Source organism: Frigidibacter sp. MR17.24 (genome assembly GCF_037095655.1).
Lineage (GTDB): Bacteria > Pseudomonadota > Alphaproteobacteria > Rhodobacterales > Rhodobacteraceae > Frigidibacter.
In genome coordinates this window covers 107409-122906 of record NZ_JBAWKE010000001.1, presented here as the reverse complement: position 1 = coordinate 122906, position 15498 = coordinate 107409, and the positions used below count along the sequence as shown (strand labels likewise).

Annotated in this window: 10 protein-coding genes and 6 pseudogenes; 8 read left to right on the top strand and 8 right to left on the bottom strand. The window is 66.4% G+C overall.

Features of this window, described 5'->3' with window-relative positions; translation table 11 throughout:
- Positions 1–25: 25 nt before the first annotated feature.
- A pseudogene (locus V8J39_RS00660) lies at positions 26–1097 on the bottom strand (IS3 family transposase).
- Here V8J39_RS00660 and V8J39_RS00655 point away from each other — a divergent pair.
- A complete protein-coding gene (locus tag V8J39_RS00655) occupies positions 1056–1484 on the top strand; it encodes an ATP-binding protein (protein WP_336458943.1) in 429 nt (142 codons plus the stop codon). The pseudogene V8J39_RS00660 and the gene V8J39_RS00655 overlap by 42 nt on opposite strands.
- On the opposite strand, the pseudogene V8J39_RS00650 reads toward V8J39_RS00655, so the two are convergent.
- Together V8J39_RS00650 and V8J39_RS00645 are read right to left on the bottom strand one after the other, a co-directional pair.
- Positions 1413–2636, bottom strand: a pseudogene (locus V8J39_RS00650) (IS3 family transposase). The gene V8J39_RS00655 and the pseudogene V8J39_RS00650 overlap by 72 nt on opposite strands.
- 30 nt (positions 2637–2666) lie before the next feature.
- On the bottom strand, positions 2667–2981 hold the full coding sequence (locus V8J39_RS00645) for a hypothetical protein (protein ID WP_336460220.1): 315 nt from the start codon (positions 2979–2981) through the stop codon (positions 2667–2669).
- Between V8J39_RS00645 and istA the strand changes: the two are divergent.
- From istA to V8J39_RS00630, 3 genes and pseudogenes are all read left to right on the top strand, one after another.
- Positions 2863–4084, top strand: a pseudogene (gene istA, locus V8J39_RS00640) (IS21 family transposase). The gene V8J39_RS00645 and the pseudogene istA overlap by 119 nt on opposite strands.
- Positions 4084–4869: an IS21-like element helper ATPase IstB gene (istB, locus tag V8J39_RS00635; protein ID WP_442902553.1), complete on the top strand. Its 786-nt coding sequence runs from the start codon at positions 4084–4086 to the stop codon at positions 4867–4869. The pseudogene istA and the gene istB overlap by 1 nt, the downstream one beginning before the upstream one ends.
- 246 nt (positions 4870–5115) lie before the next feature.
- Positions 5116–5496: a hypothetical protein gene (locus tag V8J39_RS00630; RefSeq protein WP_336458941.1), complete on the top strand. Its 381-nt coding sequence runs from the start codon at positions 5116–5118 to the stop codon at positions 5494–5496.
- A gap of 642 nt (positions 5497–6138) precedes the next feature.
- On the opposite strand, the gene V8J39_RS00625 is transcribed toward V8J39_RS00630, so the two are convergent.
- From V8J39_RS00625 to V8J39_RS00615, 3 genes are read right to left on the bottom strand one after another with little or no spacing between them, the layout of a single operon-like run.
- The gene (locus V8J39_RS00625; protein ID WP_336458940.1) at positions 6139–6747 is read right to left on the bottom strand and encodes an Isoquinoline 1-oxidoreductase subunit; all 609 of its coding nucleotides are present in this window, start codon (positions 6745–6747) and stop codon (positions 6139–6141) included.
- Entirely contained in the window at positions 6744–8915 is a 2172-nt protein-coding gene (locus tag V8J39_RS00620; protein ID WP_336458939.1) for a xanthine dehydrogenase family protein molybdopterin-binding subunit, read from the bottom strand. Before V8J39_RS00620 ends, V8J39_RS00625 begins: the two co-directional genes overlap by 4 nt.
- Positions 8912–9373 (bottom strand): (2Fe-2S)-binding protein, encoded by a 462-nt coding sequence (locus V8J39_RS00615; RefSeq protein ID WP_336458938.1) that lies wholly within the window; start codon positions 9371–9373, stop codon positions 8912–8914. The genes V8J39_RS00620 and V8J39_RS00615 overlap by 4 nt, the downstream gene beginning before the upstream one ends.
- A 261-nt stretch (positions 9374–9634) precedes the next feature.
- On the opposite strand from V8J39_RS00615, the gene V8J39_RS00610 reads away from it, so the two are divergent.
- The 3 genes and pseudogenes from V8J39_RS00610 to V8J39_RS00600 all read left to right on the top strand — a co-directional run.
- Positions 9635–10324, top strand: coding sequence for a response regulator (locus V8J39_RS00610; protein WP_336458937.1), 690 nt, complete (start codon positions 9635–9637; stop codon positions 10322–10324).
- The gene (locus tag V8J39_RS00605) at positions 10321–11733 is read left to right on the top strand and encodes an ATP-binding protein (RefSeq protein WP_336458936.1); all 1413 of its coding nucleotides are present in this window, start codon (positions 10321–10323) and stop codon (positions 11731–11733) included. The genes V8J39_RS00610 and V8J39_RS00605 overlap by 4 nt, the downstream gene beginning before the upstream one ends.
- 231 nt (positions 11734–11964) lie before the next feature.
- Positions 11965–12303 (top strand): annotated as a pseudogene (locus tag V8J39_RS00600) (transposase); the annotation flags it as partial.
- Positions 12304–12444: 141 nt separating this feature from the next.
- On the opposite strand, the pseudogene tnpC reads toward V8J39_RS00600, so the two are convergent.
- A pseudogene (gene tnpC / locus V8J39_RS00595) lies at positions 12445–13455 on the bottom strand (IS66 family transposase); the annotation flags it as partial.
- Positions 13456–13534: 79 nt separating this feature from the next.
- On the opposite strand from tnpC, the gene V8J39_RS00590 reads away from it, so the two are divergent.
- A complete protein-coding gene (locus V8J39_RS00590) occupies positions 13535–14587 on the top strand; it encodes an IS110 family transposase (RefSeq protein ID WP_336458935.1) in 1053 nt (350 codons plus the stop codon).
- A gap of 261 nt (positions 14588–14848) precedes the next feature.
- Here the strand turns inward: V8J39_RS00590 and V8J39_RS00585 are convergent.
- Positions 14849–15484 (bottom strand): annotated as a pseudogene (locus V8J39_RS00585) (IS66 family transposase); the annotation flags it as partial.
- Positions 15485–15498 lie beyond the last annotated feature (14 nt).

Sequence of the window (15498 nt, the reverse complement as noted above, 5' to 3'; positions counted from 1 at the left end):
CTGCTCCCCATAGAGTCCGCGTTTTTCAGTTCGCTCTGTTCAGGGTTTGGTTCTCTGCTGACCGTTGGTGAAACTCCCACGGGGTGAGCCCGTCGAGGCTCGTGTGGGGGCGGTGATGGTTGTAGTCGTTGCGCCAGTCGGCGATCCATTCCCGGGCGTGGCGCAGGTTGGCGAACAGGTGCTCGTTTAAGCACTCGTCGCGCAGGCGGCCATTGAAGCTCTCGACGGCGAGCGGCGAGCCGCCACCGGTTCGAGGCCGCCGCGAGCGTTCTGCATGGGCTTTCCTGGCGCGATGTAATGCCACTCAACCTTGCGCTCCTCCTGCCATTTTAGAATGGCATTTGAGGTCAGCTCTGTCCCATTATCGCTGACCACCATGCATGGATAGCCGCGCCCTCGAGCGATGCTGTCGAGCTCTCGACCAACGCGCTGTCCCGATAGCGAAGTGTCCACGACCGTTGCCAAGCATTCCCGGCTGAAGTCGTCGATGACGCACAGCACCCGGAACCGGCGCCCGTCCGACAGGCTGTCCGAGACGAAGAAGGACCATCGCTGGTTGGGCCCCTGCGGGATCACCATCGGCGCCCTCGTTCCGATCGCGCGCTTGCGACCGGCACGCTTGCGCACTGTCAGGCCTTCTTCACGGTGAATCCGGTAGAGTTTCTTCCAGTTCACCTTCCAGCCTTCGCGGCCAGGTAGAAGGTGCAGCCTTCGATAGCCGAAGCGCCGACGTTCGCTGGAAAGCGCCTTCAGCCTCTCCCGCAGTTAGGCGTCCGCAGGTCTGGTTGATCGCCGCCGATACACACGCGGGTCGATCCCGGCCAGGGCACAGGCCCGCCGCTGGTTGTAGCTTTTCTCTGTCATGGCCCGGTCCACGGCACCTCGCCTTGCACTGGGCTTCAGAAGTTTTTTCTCAGCATCTCCTTGAGCGTGGCCACATCCAGCATGTGCTCCGCCAGCATCTTCTTGAGCTTCGCGTTCTCAGCCTCCAGCGCCTTCAGCCGTTTGGCCTCCGACACCTCCATGCCGCCGACACGCTCGGACGCGAGGAAGAGTTGATCCTGATCGGCACCTGCAATCACCGCGACCGCCTCGATCCGGCGATCCTACGCGCCGGCCGGCTGGACCTGCATGTCGAGATGCCCCTGCCCGATGAGAAGATGCTCGCTCAAATCCTCCAGAAGCACCTACCCGAAGAAGATACCCCTGCCCTTGAAGATCTGGCGCGCCGGGCCGTCGGCCACACGCCTGCCGAACTCGACGCGGGCATCCGCGCCGCGAAGGCAGCCGCGCGGCAGGAGCCGCACGCTCCGACCCTCGCGGACATCGCCCGCCATCTCGATCTCGACGACAGCGATCCGGCGGTAACGCGCCGGGTTGACCTGCCCCGATCGAGTGATCCGGTCTCAAAGTTAGTGCATCGTCGGCATTCGGTCGACTGGAACGATGCTTTCGGGTGCCGGCGGCTTGTAGCCGAGGGCTGAATGGGGGCGCTTGGTGTTGTAATGCCGCCTCCATTGCTCGATCAGGATCTGGGCTTCGCGGAGCGAATGGAAGACCTCGCCATCGAGCAGTTCGTCGCGAAGCCGGGCATTGAAGCTCTCCACATAACCATTCTCCCAAGGTGAGCCCGGTTCGATATAGGCGGTCCGTGCACCGACCGCCGCGATCCAGTCGCGGACCTTGCCGGCTATGAACTCCGGGCCATTGTCCGAGCGGACGAAGGCGGGTGGGCCGCGAAGGATGAAGAGGTCGGTCAGCACGTCGACCACGTCGGTCGAATTGAGACTGCGCGCGACGCGGATCGCCAAAACCTCCCGTGTGAACTCGTCGATGACATTGAGCATGCGATAGGCCCTTCCGTCAGCTGTGCGGTCCTGAACGAAGTCATAGGACCAGACGTGGTTTGCCCGCTCCGGCCTGAGCCGGACGCAGGAGCCATCCGCCAGCCAGAGCCGGCCGCGCTTTCTCTGCTTCCGTGGCACCTTGAGCCCCTTGCGCCGCCATATCCGCTCGACCCGCTTCACGTTGACCTGCCACCCGCTGTCGTTCAGCAGACCGGCGATCTGACGGTAGCCGTAGCGGCCATACTGCCGTGCCCGCTCGATGATGTCCGCGGCCAGCCGCGCCTCGTCCGCCCGGCCGACAGGCAGCTTGCGTTGCGTCGAGCGGTGCTGGCCCAGAACCTGGCACGCCCGGCGCTCGGACACGCCGGTGACGTCGCAAACATGGTCGATGCAGCGGCGGCGGCGCGAGGGGCTCAGGGGCTCCGCCCGTTCGGGGCTGAAACGGTCCCCCGGACCGTTTCCGGGACGCCCCTCACTCCCCGTGCCGCCTCCGACAGGATCGTTCGGCGGGCAAACGATTCACTGGATCGTTTGCATTTCCGCCTCACTGTCCAGGGTCAGATCCGACACCGCTCGCCGCAGTCGAGCATTCTCCGTCTCGACTTCTTTCAGGCGCTTCAACTGGTCCCGGCTCATCCCGCCAGACTCGCGCCGCCAACGGCAGTAGGTCTGCTGGGTCACGCCGATCCGGCGCACCGCATCTGCAATCTTCGCGCCCTGCGCCTGCAGAACCTCCACCTGGCGCAACTTCGTGAAAATGTCTTCAGGCTTCTCGCGCTTACCTGCCATCTCTCAGATCCTCCTTCTAAGCGACAAATCCTATCCCAGTTGGTGGATCACTTCAGTGGCGGTGTCAGGCGACATGGAAAACTGCCCCCTCGGCGACATGAGGAACTGACCCCTCTGGCCGAGAGGATGTTCCATGAGAGAAGAGAAGCCCGCAGTTTCCTCACCGGTGGTAATGGTGGGGAGGGTCGAGATGCGGACGCCGGACGATGTGTCGGCGATGCTGGCGCTGCGGTCTTGCGGCTGGGGGACGAAGCGGATCGCCGCGGAACTCGGCTGCTCGCGCAATACGGTGAAGCGATGGCTGACCGAGGGTGGCTGGCGAGCGGCTTCGGTGCCGTCACGCACCAAGGCGCTCGAAGGTTTTGAGGCCTGGTTGTCTGAGCGGTTTCGCCGCCACTTCGGGAATGCGGATGTGTTGCGCCAGGAGCTTGCGGCGGAGCATGGCATCACCGTCAGCCTCCGGACCGTCGGGCGCGCGGTCGCTCACCTGCGCCAGGAGCTTCGGGCGGAGGCCCGGGCGACGGTGCGGTTCGAGACCCGTCCGGGGCAGCAGTTGCAGATCGACTTCGGGGAGCGGCGGGTGGAGATCGCTGGGCAGTCCGAGAAGGTCTTCTTCTTCGTCGCCACGCTGGGATACTCCCGCCGCCTTCATGTCCGGGCCTTCCGGGGCGAGCGGCAAGAGCATTGGTTTGCTGGCATGGAGAGCGCCTTCGCCAGCTTCGGCGGCGTGCCCGAGGAGGTGCTGCTCGACAATGCGCGGGCGCTGATCCAGCACCATGACCCCGTCTCGCGGGAGGTGGTGGTGAACCCGAAGCTGCATGCCTTCGCCCGCCACTGGGGCTTCGCGGTGAAAGCCTGCGCACCCTATCGGGCCCGAAGTTCGCCAGTGGCCGCCATCGGTCCGAGGCCGCTGGCGGACGGGCAAGGACGAGCGCGGTGTGGGCTACGTCAAGAAGAACGCCATTGCGGGTCGGCGCTTCGACAGCTTCGCCGCGCTCGAGGCGCATCTCGTGGCCTGGACCCGCGACATCGCCGACCTGCGCGCCCATGGCACGACAGGCGAGGCCCCGCGTCTGCGCTTCGAGCGGGACGAGGCGCACCGGCTTCGCGGCGTGGCTGGGGTTCCGCCCTTCCTCTCCAGCCGCGACCTGGTGCGCAAGGTCGGCTCGGACTGCTCGGTCGAGGTCGATGGCAATGCGTATTCCGTCCCTTGGCGGCTGATCGGGGAAAGCGTCGCGGTGACGGTCACCGGCCCCGAGCTGCGGGTGACGCATGCCGGACAGGAGGTTGCGCGTCACATGCTGCGGGCGGGACGGCATGGCCGTGTCGCCGATCCGGCCCACTTCGCGGGCATCGGACGGCGGAAGGCAACCCCAGTGCCGACCGCACCCGCCGCGCTGCTGCGGCCGCTCAGCGAATACGATGCTGTCGCGGGAGGGTCCTGGTGATGATGCCCGACATGCCCGATCATCTGGACCGGATGCTGACCCGGCTGAAGCTGACGGCGATCCGCGACCAGATCGACAGCCTGATCGACGAGGCCGGCCGGCGCGAGATGACGATCCGCGAGGCCCTGACCCTGTTCTGCGAGCGCGAGATCGCCCGCAAGGATCAGCGGCGCATCGAGATGGGCTTCGGCCTCGCCCGCTTCCCCTTCAGCCGCGACCTGGCCAGCTTCGACTTCGCCGCCCAGCCCTCGGTGGACCGGGGCCAGATCCGAGATCTTGCGACGGGGCGGTTCATCGCCAATGGCGAGGCCGTCCTGCTCCTGGGCCCGCCGGGCGTCGGCAAGACCCATCTGGCGGTGGCCATCGGTCGGGAGGCGATCATTGCCGGCTACACGGTGCTGTTCGTCCCCGCCACCACACTCGTCGCGGCCCTTGCCAAGGCCCATTCCGAGGGCCGGCTCGAGGAGAAGCTGATGCACTTCTCGAAGCCGAAGCTGCTGATCGTGGACGAGCTTGGCTACCTGCCGTTCGAGCCGGATGCCGCTCATCTGTTCTTCCAGCTCGTCAGCCGCCGCTACGAGCGCGGCGCGCTGATGGTCACATCGAACCGCGCCGTCGGTGAATGGGGATCTGTGCTCGGCGACCCCGTCGTCGCGACGGCCATCNAGTGCCGCACGCTCACCGCCGGCCTGCACGGCGTAGTCGCTAAAGGTTCGCTGGGCTTCCTGCGCGAAGGCCGTCGCAAGCTCGGGGTCATCGAGCTGTCAAACGACATCAGGAACTGACCCCCTGTCGACACGAAGAACTGACCCCTTTCATTGATGGGTGACGGTTGGGGTTTCGGGTGCCGGAGCGGCCTTCTGCAGAAGGCCGCTCCGGCACCCGAAACCCCAACCGTCACCCATCAATGAAAGGGGTCAGTTCTTCGTGTCGACAGGGGGTCAGTTCCTGATGTCGTTTGACAGCTCGATGACCCCGAGCTTGCGACGGCCTTCGCGCAGGAAGCCCAGCGAACCTTTAGCGACTACGCCGTGCAGGCCGGCGGTGAGCGTGCGGCACTGGAGCGCAAGCTGAAGGACACCGCGACCGCGATCGCGCGTCTGGTCGGCCTGCTCGAAGATGGCGGCTCCACCGCGCTGGTCGAGCGGCTGAAGGAGAGGGAAGTCGAGCGGGATCGGATGATCGCCAGGCTGGAAGCCCTGCCTCAACAAGACCAAGCAGTGTCACTCCCCTCCCCTGCCGAACTCGCCGCGGCCTACCGCAAACAGATTAGCCGCTTGGGCGAGTTGCTCTCTGCGGGAGCAGACGGAACCCGGATCGAAGCCAATCAACTCCTCAAGGGGATCATCCGCCAGGTCGTGCTCACACCCGACGGCAGCGGCGGCCTCGCACTCGACATCCAGCTCGCCTGAGCGCCGACAGCCCCATCAAACAGACAAAGCCCCGCGGGAGACCGCGGGGCTTGTTGTTTCGTGTGCGGTGCTTCGCTCAGCAGAATGACGGGGCGCCTGACGACCGAAGCTGACGCGCTGCATCGGTTATCCCGAAGGATAGAGCGGCATCCGCTCCCATCGGGGCGGGCGGTGACTGGATCGCAAGGGCCTGCGCAGTCCTTACGGACGCCGGTGAGCGACCGCTGGCCCCCTCCCCTACCGAGTTCGCCACATTACACCGGTGCCAAGTATCGAGGCGGGCTGCTCGTCACCTTCCAGCTTGGCAGAGCGGGACAAACGCGCATTCGGCACGGCCCAAAGCAGCGAATGACCAGCTCGCGGCTCGTCACGCTCGGCAGCACCGGCATGCCGGCTGCCTATCGGGCGCATCTCCGGGACACTGGCCTCGGCGATCTTCCTCGGACATTTCCTGTCGCCCATGCTCTGCCAACCAATTGTCGATGCCCTTCGCTACACCGGTCTGTGCGTGACCTCCTCAGCCGTTTTTGCCGTAGCAGCAGTGGTCTCGATTTTCATGTGCCTGCGCAGAGGCAGGTGATTGACCTGCATGAAAAAGGACCGCCGCCCGTGCCGGGGCGGCGATCCTCGTGCTTTGGACGCTCAGGAAGAGGGACAGGCGCTCCCGGTCTCGATCCAGGCGCGGGTCAGCGCGCCAAAAAGCTCCTGTGTTCCGGGCGCAGGCGTGCGGCCCGGTCCCGGCGTCCAACCGCTGCCCACCAAACCATCCTCGCCATTGTGATGGATCAACTCGTCAAGGGAGAGACCGCCGTTGCGCCCGGGGTCGAGCATCTGCACGCAGACCTCGCCGAGAGGCAGACCCTGCCAGCCCATCGACACCGGCGCGAGATGCCAGTCGGGATGGCCGGGTACGCTGCGATCCGACGCCTCGAAGGGCACGGGCGCGTCAGAGTGACAGGTCGAACATTCCATCGCCGGCGCGCCATGCCCGTCTGCGCCCCGAACCACCGGCGGCATGTGCGGCACGCCGTCCTTCTGCATCGGGCTGTCGCCGCGCGGGTGACAGTTCATGCAGCGCGGACTCTCGATGACCTTGCCCATTTCCCGGAAGATGGCCACCGAGCGTTCAGCGTCGTTCTCGATCCGCGAGAATGCCTCGGGCCCGCGCAGTGTCAGATCCGAGGCCTCCTGCGCGAAGGCCGCGAGCGGAAGAAGGAACAGCGTCACGGACATGTGGATAAACGGCTTCATGCGCGCACTCCCCGGCGGAAGGGCAGCGTCTGGATCGGCGTGCCGGTCAGAGCGCGCCAGGCATTGGCCACGGCGGGGGCCAACGGCGGGACGCCGGGTTCGCCAGTGCCGGTCGGATCGACGGTCGAGGGGATGATCGCGACCTCGACCTCGGGCATCTCGTGGATGCGAAGCGAGGGATAGGTGTCGAAGTTCGACTGTTCGACGACGCCGCCCTCCGCCAGCGTCACCTCGTCGTGCAGCGCCGCGCCGAGCGCGAAGCCGATCCCGCCTTCGATCTGCGAGCGGATCTGGTCGGGGTTGATCGCCAGACCGCAGTCGATGGCCGCCCAGACCTTGTGAACCCGTGGCAGCCCGTCCGGTCCACGCGACACCTCTGCGATCTCAGCCACATGGCTGCGGAAGCAGGTGGCCATGGCCACACCCAGCGCGCGGTCGCCGCGCTGGACGCCGCCTTGCCAGTCGGCCATCTCGGCGACCTTCAGGAGGACGGCACGCAGCCGCGATTGATCTTCGGCCAGAAGGTCGAGCCGGGCCTGCACCGGGTCCTTCTTCGATTGCGCAAGCAACAGGTCGAGGAAGGTTTCGACCACGTAGACATTGTGACTGCTGCCGACCGAGCGCCAGAAGTTCGCGGGCACGCCATTCCGCATCAGGTGCAGCCCGACGTGGCGGTTCGCAATGGCATAGGGCAGCCCTGTTCCACCCTCGGTGGCCGAGCGGTCGATACCGTTGCGCACGCCGCCGCCAAAGGCCGTGCCGTCGAGGAAGGACTGGATCGCGATGACCTGGTCCCAGCCGACGATGTTGCCGTCGGCGTCCAGCCCGCCGCGCAGCCGATGCAGCGACATGGGGCGGTAGCGCCCCGCCCGCAGGTCGTTCTCGCGGGTCCACAGGTGCTTGACCGGGCCCTTGCCCCAGGCCTGCGCGATGCCGGCGACCTCGGCGGCGAACTCCGCATCCGGCGTCCCGAGCCGTCCGAAGCTCCCCCCCGCCGACATGATGTTCAAGGTGATGGCCTCGGGCGGCAGACCAAGAACTTTGGTTATCTCGGTCAGGTCGCGTGTCACCAACTGGCTCGCCATAAAGATCTCGGCCCGCTCTGGCGTCACATCGGCAACCGCGCCCATCGGCTCCATCGGGGCGTGGGCAAGGAAGGGAAAGCGGTACTCCGCCTCGATGACCTGCACGGCGGCATCGAGCCCCTGCGCCCCGCGACCAACGGTCTCGACGTCGGCCCCGGGCTCTTGCGCCGCACGGGCATAGTCGCGGTACATCTCGTCGGTCGACCGTGTCTCGGCCCCGGCGTGATCCCATTCCGCCCGCAGCCCCGCGACACCGGCCAGCGCCGCGTGGCGGGTGCGGGCGATCACCGCAATGCCCTGAGGGACCTCGTGAATTGCCAGCACATCTGCAATCTTCAGCGCCGCCTGATCGTCGAGGCTGGTCAGCCTTGCGCCGAAGACGGGCGGATGCAGGATGGCGCTGTGGACCAGACCTTCGCGGGTGACGTCGATGCTGTAGGTCGTTTGGCCGCTGGATTTGGCCACCGCGTCGAGCCGCTGCAGGTCGGTACCGATCAGGGTGAACTGCGACGGCTCCTTCAGCGCAGGCTGCTCGGGGAAGGGCTGGGCGCTGGCGGCTTCGGCGAATTGGCCGAAGCCGGCGCTGCGCTCCGAGGCCGGGTGACGGATCACGCCCTTTTCCACGGTGATCTCGGCGGCGGGGACACCCCATGCCTCGGCGGCGGCAGCCACCAGCATCGCCCGTGCCGCCGCACCTGCCTTGCGCATCTGGTAGAAGCTGTTGGCGATCCCCGATGAGCCACCGGTGCCCTGCTGGCCCATGTTGAGATTGGCATAAAGCTGCGCGTTGGCGGGGGCGGACTCGACCCGGACTTGCGCCCAGTCGGCGTCCAGTTCCTCGGCCGCGAGCGCCGCAAGACCGGAGGAGGTGCCCTGTCCGAACTCGATGTGCTTGCAGATCACCATGACGCTGCTGTCAGCATTGATCCGCAGGAAGGCATTGGGGGTCGCGGCAACCTCCTTGATCTCGGCGGGGGTCAGGCGGCGCAGCTCCTGAGCGCGGGACATGCTCGGCAAGACGAGGCTGATGGTCAGTGCGCCTGCGGCCTGCCCGAGGAAGGATCTACGTGTCAGGCGGGTCATTTCGTCACCGCTTCGGCGGCTTGGTGGATCGCCTTGCGGATGCGAACATAGGTGGCGCAGCGGCAGATGTTCCCGCTCATGGCGTTGTTGATGTCCTCGTCGGTGGGCGAGGTCACCTCGACCAGAAGCGCCGCCGCGGACATGATCTGTCCCGATTGGCAATAGCCGCATTGCGGCACGTTCAATCTGACCCAGGCGGCGCGCAGTGCCTCGGCCACCGGGCCGTCCAGCCCCTCGATCGTGGTGATGCTGGCACCGTCGATGTCGCCCACCTGCGTGATGCAGCTGCGCCGCGTCGCGCCGTCCAGATGCACCGTGCAGGCGCCGCATTGCGCCGCGCCGCAGCCGAACTTGGTGCCCGTCAACCCCATGTGATCCCGGATCACCCAGAGCAGCGCGGTTTCGGGATCGCCGTCGAAGCGGACGGGCCTCCCGTTGAGGTCGAAGCTCACAGCCATGTCTGTTCTCTCCTTTCCCCGCCTGCCGTTCGAACGGCACTCGATGCGGGTCTGACCCGGAGAGGAATGGCACCGGCCTGTCGCGCAGGTTTGTCCGACCTGCACAAAAGTGTATCGGCCTGCCGCCGGACGCCACGCCGCCGATACAATCTATTACAGTTTGACCGATGGACGCAGAGCGGGGCCGCCCTGTATTCGTGGCACATGATCCGGTCCCAAGATCTGTCTGCCCCTGCCGTTGGCGACCCGCATGTGGTCGTCGTGGATGACCACGACGACATCCGCGACCTCGTGGGCGACTACCTCGAGGCGCATGGCTATCGGGTCACCCGGGCCGATGGCGGGCGGGCCCTGCGCGAGGTGCTGGCCCGCGGCGCCCCGGATCTCGTGGTGCTCGACGTGATGATGCCGGGGGAAGACGGGCTGACCCTGTGCCGCGACATCCGCGCGGCGGGCACGTTGCCGGTGATCTTTCTCACGGCGGTCGCCGATGACCTCGACCGCATCATCGGGCTGGAGGTCGGGGCTGACGACTACTTGGTCAAGCCGTTCAACCCGCGCGAATTGCTGGCCCGGATCAGGGCCGTGCTGCGGCGATCGGGCGGCGGGCCGCTTCCCTCCGCCCCCGAGCAGGACACGGTCGACTTTGGCCCCTGGAGGCTGGACAGGCGGCGCCGAGAGCTGACCGGCAGCGATGGCGTCAGCGTCGCGCTCAGCACGGCGGAGTTCCGGCTGTTGCAGGTGTTCCTCGATCATCCGGGCCACGTGCTGTCGCGGGACCGGCTGCTGGACCTGACGGTCGGACGCAGTTCCGACCCCTTCGATCGCAGCATCGACAATCAGGTGAGCCGCCTGCGCCGCAAGCTGGGAGACGATCCCCGGAACCCGACGATGATCCTGACGCATTGGGGCGGCGGCTACAGTCTGTGTGCCGAGCTGCACCGCCCATGATGGCCTGGTGGCGCCAGAGCCTCGCCCGTCAGATGCTCGGCGTGATGCTGATCGCGCTGCTGCTTGGCCAGGCGGCCGGGTTCATCCTGTCTCGGGGCAGCCGGATCGCGGTGCTGGAACAGGCAATGCGCGACGAGTTCGTCAGCCGCACCGCGAGCCTCTTGCGGGTCGTGCAGGACATGCCGGATGCCCAGCGACGCGACATCCTGCTGGCCAGCGCCACCAGCCACACGCGGTACTGGACCTCCGAGACCGACCCGACCGAAGAAGGCCGCGACTGGTACGCACGCGCGCGCGCCTACCTGCTGGCGCCGCTGGACGACATCACGCGTTTTCGCCTGACGCCGGGCATGCTCGACCTGACAGAGGCAGAACGCAAGATCATCGACACCAAGGATTTCGCGGGATGGCGTCCCCTCCCCCAGCCGCTCTGGGAGGGGGGGCCGGAGGCGCTGATCCTGCCTTCGCCGCAGGGGGTGGGCACGGGTCTGATCGCACAGATGCCGGACGGGCGTTGGCTCAACGGGGTGATCTACAAGCGCAGGCTGGCGGACCCTGGGCTCGTGCCGTCGCTGATCTCGACCGCGATCACTGCGCTGGTCCTCAGCCTGGTCGGGGCCGTCTCGGCACGCCGTCTTGCGCGCCCTTTGCGCAGCCTTGCCCTGACGGCGGATGCCATCGGCCGTGGCGAGGAGGCTCCGCGCCAGCTGCCCCGCGGCCCCGAGGATATCCGCGCGCTGCACCGCGCCTTCACAAGGATGCAGGATCGACTCCAGGTCTTCGTCGACGACCGGACCCGGATGCTCGCCGCCATCGGCCATGACCTGCGCACCCCGCTGACCACCCTGCGCCTGCGGGCCGAGATGATCGCGGACGACACCCTGCGCGACCGCATGACCGAAACACTCGAAGAGATGCAGCGGATGAGCGAGGCAACCCTCTCGTTTGCACGCGGCGTCACGGTGTCGGAACCGACGCGCACGGTCGAGCTTGGCGCCCTCGTCTGCAGTCTGTGCGATGACCTTTCCGACCTCGGGCAGTCCGTCAGCTGCGCCGAGATCCCGGCCTTGCCACTGCGCTGTCGCCCGGACGCACTGCGGCGCGCGCTGCGCAATCTGCTGGAGAATGCCGTGAGATACGGGGGCAGCGCGGAGGTCGATGTCCGCAAGACGCAAGACATGGTCGACGTCATCATCCGCGACCGCGGCCCCGGCATCCCCGACCATCTGCTCGAGAAGGTATTCCTGCCCTTCTACCGTATCGATGCGGCACGCGGTGCCGCGCAGGGCAGCGTCGGTCTGGGACTGTCCATCGCCCGCGCCGTCGCCCATGAACACGGAGGCGGGCTGACGCTGGAGAACGCAGCCCCCGGCCTGCGCGCGATCCTGCATCTGCCCCGCGGCATCTGACGGGGGCGATATCGAGACCGGTTTATTCTTGCCTTCAGTGGAAGCTCATGGGCAAGAAGTAAGCCCATTGGTTCGATAGTCCCGGCTTTTTTTGTGGCCACGGTGAAAGGCGTTGTCGCACTTATCAGGGATGCGGATGCACATCGTGAATCCTGATGTTCGCTTCGGGCCATGCCGAAGCCTTCTTCTTCCCGCCACCGCATGGCGAACTGATAGGAGTATAATGCCGCACTGCGCCGCCGCGGCTCGCTATCGATCTGGTCCTGCGCGACGAAGACTCGGCTCGCAGCCAAAACGGGCAAGCGTGGTCATCCCGAGACCTTCTCGGAGGCCGCGATCCAGACTTGCCTTACGCTGAAGGTATTGCTCGGCCTACCGCTGCGGCAGACGGTTGGGTTGGTCGCCAGACTGAAGGAGATAGCAGGGCTGGACTGGCCTGTCCCGGATTGTACTACACTGTGCCTACGTCAGACACGGGTTGGGGTGCAGATCCCCTACCGCCGCCCTAATAACCCCGCGACCCTGCGGATAGACAGCGCTGATATCAAGTTCCGCGGTGCTGGCGAGTGGTAGGCACCCAAGCATTGCGCGTTGTATTGGAGGCAGATGGTACGGTTGGGTTGGACATCGCCATCCAGCTTGGCTGAGGCGGATGAATTACACCTCGGTCACTTCCAAAACAGTAAGCGGTTGCAGCGGACCACGGCCGTTTCAGCTTGACGGCCGGAAGCTCCAAGGCAGGAGTTCGTCGAGACGGCTTTGTGGATGACCGTTCGCGAGGGCCCCGAGCGTCGCCTTGAGATAGGCGAAGGGTTCGATGCCGTTGATCTTGCAGGTCTCGATGAGCGACGCGATGCGACCCCAGGCGATGCCACCCTCGTCGTGGCCGGCGAAGAGCGCGTTCTTGCGATTGAGGGCCAGCGGGCGGATCATGTTCTCGACCCTGTTACTGTCGATCTCGACGCGGCCATCGGTCAGGAAGGTTTGCAGCCCCTCCCAATGATTGTGGATGTAGGCCAGCTTCTCGCCGAGCCTGGACTTGGCGGAGATCTTGCGACGCTGCGCCTGAAGCCAGTCTCCGAAGGCCGCCACCAGCGGTGCGCTGCGGGCCTGACGGGCCGAGAGGCGCTGGCCCGCGGAGGTGCCGCGGATATCGGCCTCGACGGCATAAAGCTCGGCGATCCGGCGCAGCCCCTCGGCGGCGATGTCCGAGCCGTCGCGGTCGAAGACCTCCTTCAGCTTGCGCCTCGCATGCGCCCAGCAATGCGCGATGCGCAGCGGCGCGCCGACCCGGCGCGAGGGCTTGGTCAGCCGGCTGTAGCCGGTATAGCCATCGACCTGCAGGATGCCGTCGAAGCCGGTCAGGAAGGCTTCGGCATTCTCGCCCGCGCGGCCGGGCGCGTAGAAGTAGACCACGCCCGGCGGGGCCTCTCCGCCCCAGGCCCGGTCATCGCGGGCCAGCGCCCAGAGGTAGCCGGTCTTGGTAGTTCCGCGCCCCGGATCCAGCACCGGGGCGGTCGCGTTCTGCGGGGCTTACGCGGCCCCACCGGGGCCTCGGTCCCCTTCGAACTCCATGAACAGCTTGTCGGAGCGCCGCAGATGCTCGGCCAGCCGGTCGACGATCGGCCTGAGGTGGAAGGCGGCCTTGCCGACCCAGTCGGCCAGCACGGCACGATGCAGATCGAGGCCTGACCGCGCCAGGATCTGGCTCTGGCGATACAGATGCGCTGATCGGGCTATGCGCCAAGACCCGCTGTTGTGACACTTCCCCTATGTCGCCATCGTTCAGGGAGATCATGCCATGGAATTCTTCGCAGGCCTCGACGTATCGCTGGATGAAACCCATTTCTGCGTCGTCGATGAGGGCGGTCGCATCATGAAAGAAGGTCGATGCCTTAGCGAACCATCGGCAATTGCACGAGCTATACGCCACCAAGGTCGACGGATTGAGCACGTCGGCCTCGAGACCGGCGGCCTGTCGCAGTGGTTGTTCGAAGGGCTGACCAAAGAAGGATTCAGCGTCTCGGTGATGGAGGCAAGGCACGTGCGTGCCGCCTTCGCCGCGATGCGGGTGAAGACGGATCGCAATGATGCGCGCGGCATCGCACAGCTCGTCCGGCTCGGCTGGTTCAAGCGCGTCCATGTAAAATCCATGGATGCGCAGGAGACGCGGGCGCTCCTGACCATGCGGGCTTTCCTCGTCGAGAAGCTCACGGCGACCGAGAACTCGCTGCGGGCGGCCTTACGCAACTTCGGCATGAAGATGGGTGCAGTGACCCGACGGAGTTGGGAGGCGCGGGCCCGCGAGTTGGCGACGGGCCAGGAGATGCTTGAACAAATCGTCGAGGCGATGCTGCGCGTTCGCCGCCTGCTGCTCGTGGAACTCGAAGCGGTCGAGGTGCGCCTGCTCGCACAGGCGAAGGCGGACCCGGTCACGCGTCTGCTGATGACGGCTCCCGGCGTCGGCGTGGTGGTTGCCCTGAGCTTCCGGAGCGCCGTCGATGATCCTGTCCGCTTCCGGCGAACGCGCGACGTCGGGTCCTGGTTGGGGCTTACTCCCCGCCGATGGCAATCGGGAAAGACCGACATCGTCGGCCGCATCACCAAGGGCGGCGATGCCCGCGTGCGAACCATGCTGTTCGAGGCGGCCGCGACGCTTCTGGGGCGCGTCCGCCTCATGTCGCCTCTGAAAGCCTGGGGACTGCGTATCGCTAAGAGGACGTGCATGAAGAAGGCGATCGTCGCCGTGGCACGCAAGCTGGCGACGATGCTGCTCGCGATGTGGAAATCCGGAACGGCGTTTTGGGCGACGCAGCGTGAACCAGCTTCGGCACAGGACTTCGCCGCGGCATGAGGAACCGGCATAACCTGCGAGCAACACGCGCACCTCCCTGACACGGGACCCAATGCGCAATGAAATCCGCCTCCGGGTGGGTGCGTCCCGAGCAGGGACGGAGGACGGGACGAGCTCGTATCTACCCATGTCGCAGAAAAGCACGAGATACAGATTGGAGCCGCCCGCCTCACCATAGTTCGCATCTTGTGGCGGCATGCCGACCACGGACAGAAGGAAGGACCTGCTCGTTGGACGATTGACCAAACTCGCCCGATCACAGAAGAAGGGAAGGTGGTCCGCGTATTTGCTGACCAGCACATGCGCCAGCGTCGCCTCGGTGGGCAGGCCACCCGGGATCAGATGCGCGGGGGCTGGTGCCTGAGTGATGCCATCGGTGCAACCCGGCAGGCATATTTCGGGCGGATGGTGACGATGACGCGCAGCTGCGCGGGGATCGACGAAGACCAAACAGTCCGGGGGACTGTTTGGTCGAGGAGGGTCGAGGCGCTCGGTCCGGTCCTCGCCGATCCGGTGCAGCGGACCGCAGCCGCAGGGGCAGTCGAGGCTCTCGGGCTCGACGACAACCTCGATGCGCGGCAGCGCCGCCGGCAGGTTGCCGATCGTGCGCCGGGGCGCGGGTCGGGGTGCTGCGTCCTCCGCCTGGGGCCCGCGCGCGGCCTTCTCCGCCTCGACCTCGGCAAGGGCGATGGACAGCTCTTCGAAGGCCAACTGTCGCTCGTCTTCGGAGAGCTTCTCCGAGCGTTTGCCATGCAGGGCATGGTTCAACTCCGCGATCAGATGCTCCTGCCGGCGGGTGACCTCCCGGAGCGCGGCGAGTTCCTCCACCAGCGCCAGAACCGCTGCGCGTTGCGCGGCAGGAAGGGCGGCAAGGTCCAAGGCGGGGGCGGTCTGCATGGGCAAAATCCACC

Bases quoted from the DNA above. Each gene is read 5' to 3' on its own strand.
- V8J39_RS00615 (WP_336458938.1), bottom strand. From the start codon at position 9,373: ATGGCTGTGAGCTTCGACCTCAACGGGAGGCCCGTCCGCTTCGACGGC.
- V8J39_RS00590 (WP_336458935.1), top strand. From the start codon at position 13,535: ATGGAATTCTTCGCAGGCCTCGACGTATCGCTGGATGAAACCCATTTC.
- V8J39_RS00625 (WP_336458940.1), bottom strand. From the start codon at position 6,747: ATGAAGCCGTTTATCCACATGTCCGTGACGCTGTTCCTTCTTCCGCTC.
- V8J39_RS00620 (WP_336458939.1), bottom strand. From the start codon at position 8,915: ATGACCCGCCTGACACGTAGATCCTTCCTCGGGCAGGCCGCAGGCGCA.
- V8J39_RS00605 (WP_336458936.1), top strand. From the start codon at position 10,321: ATGATGGCCTGGTGGCGCCAGAGCCTCGCCCGTCAGATGCTCGGCGTG.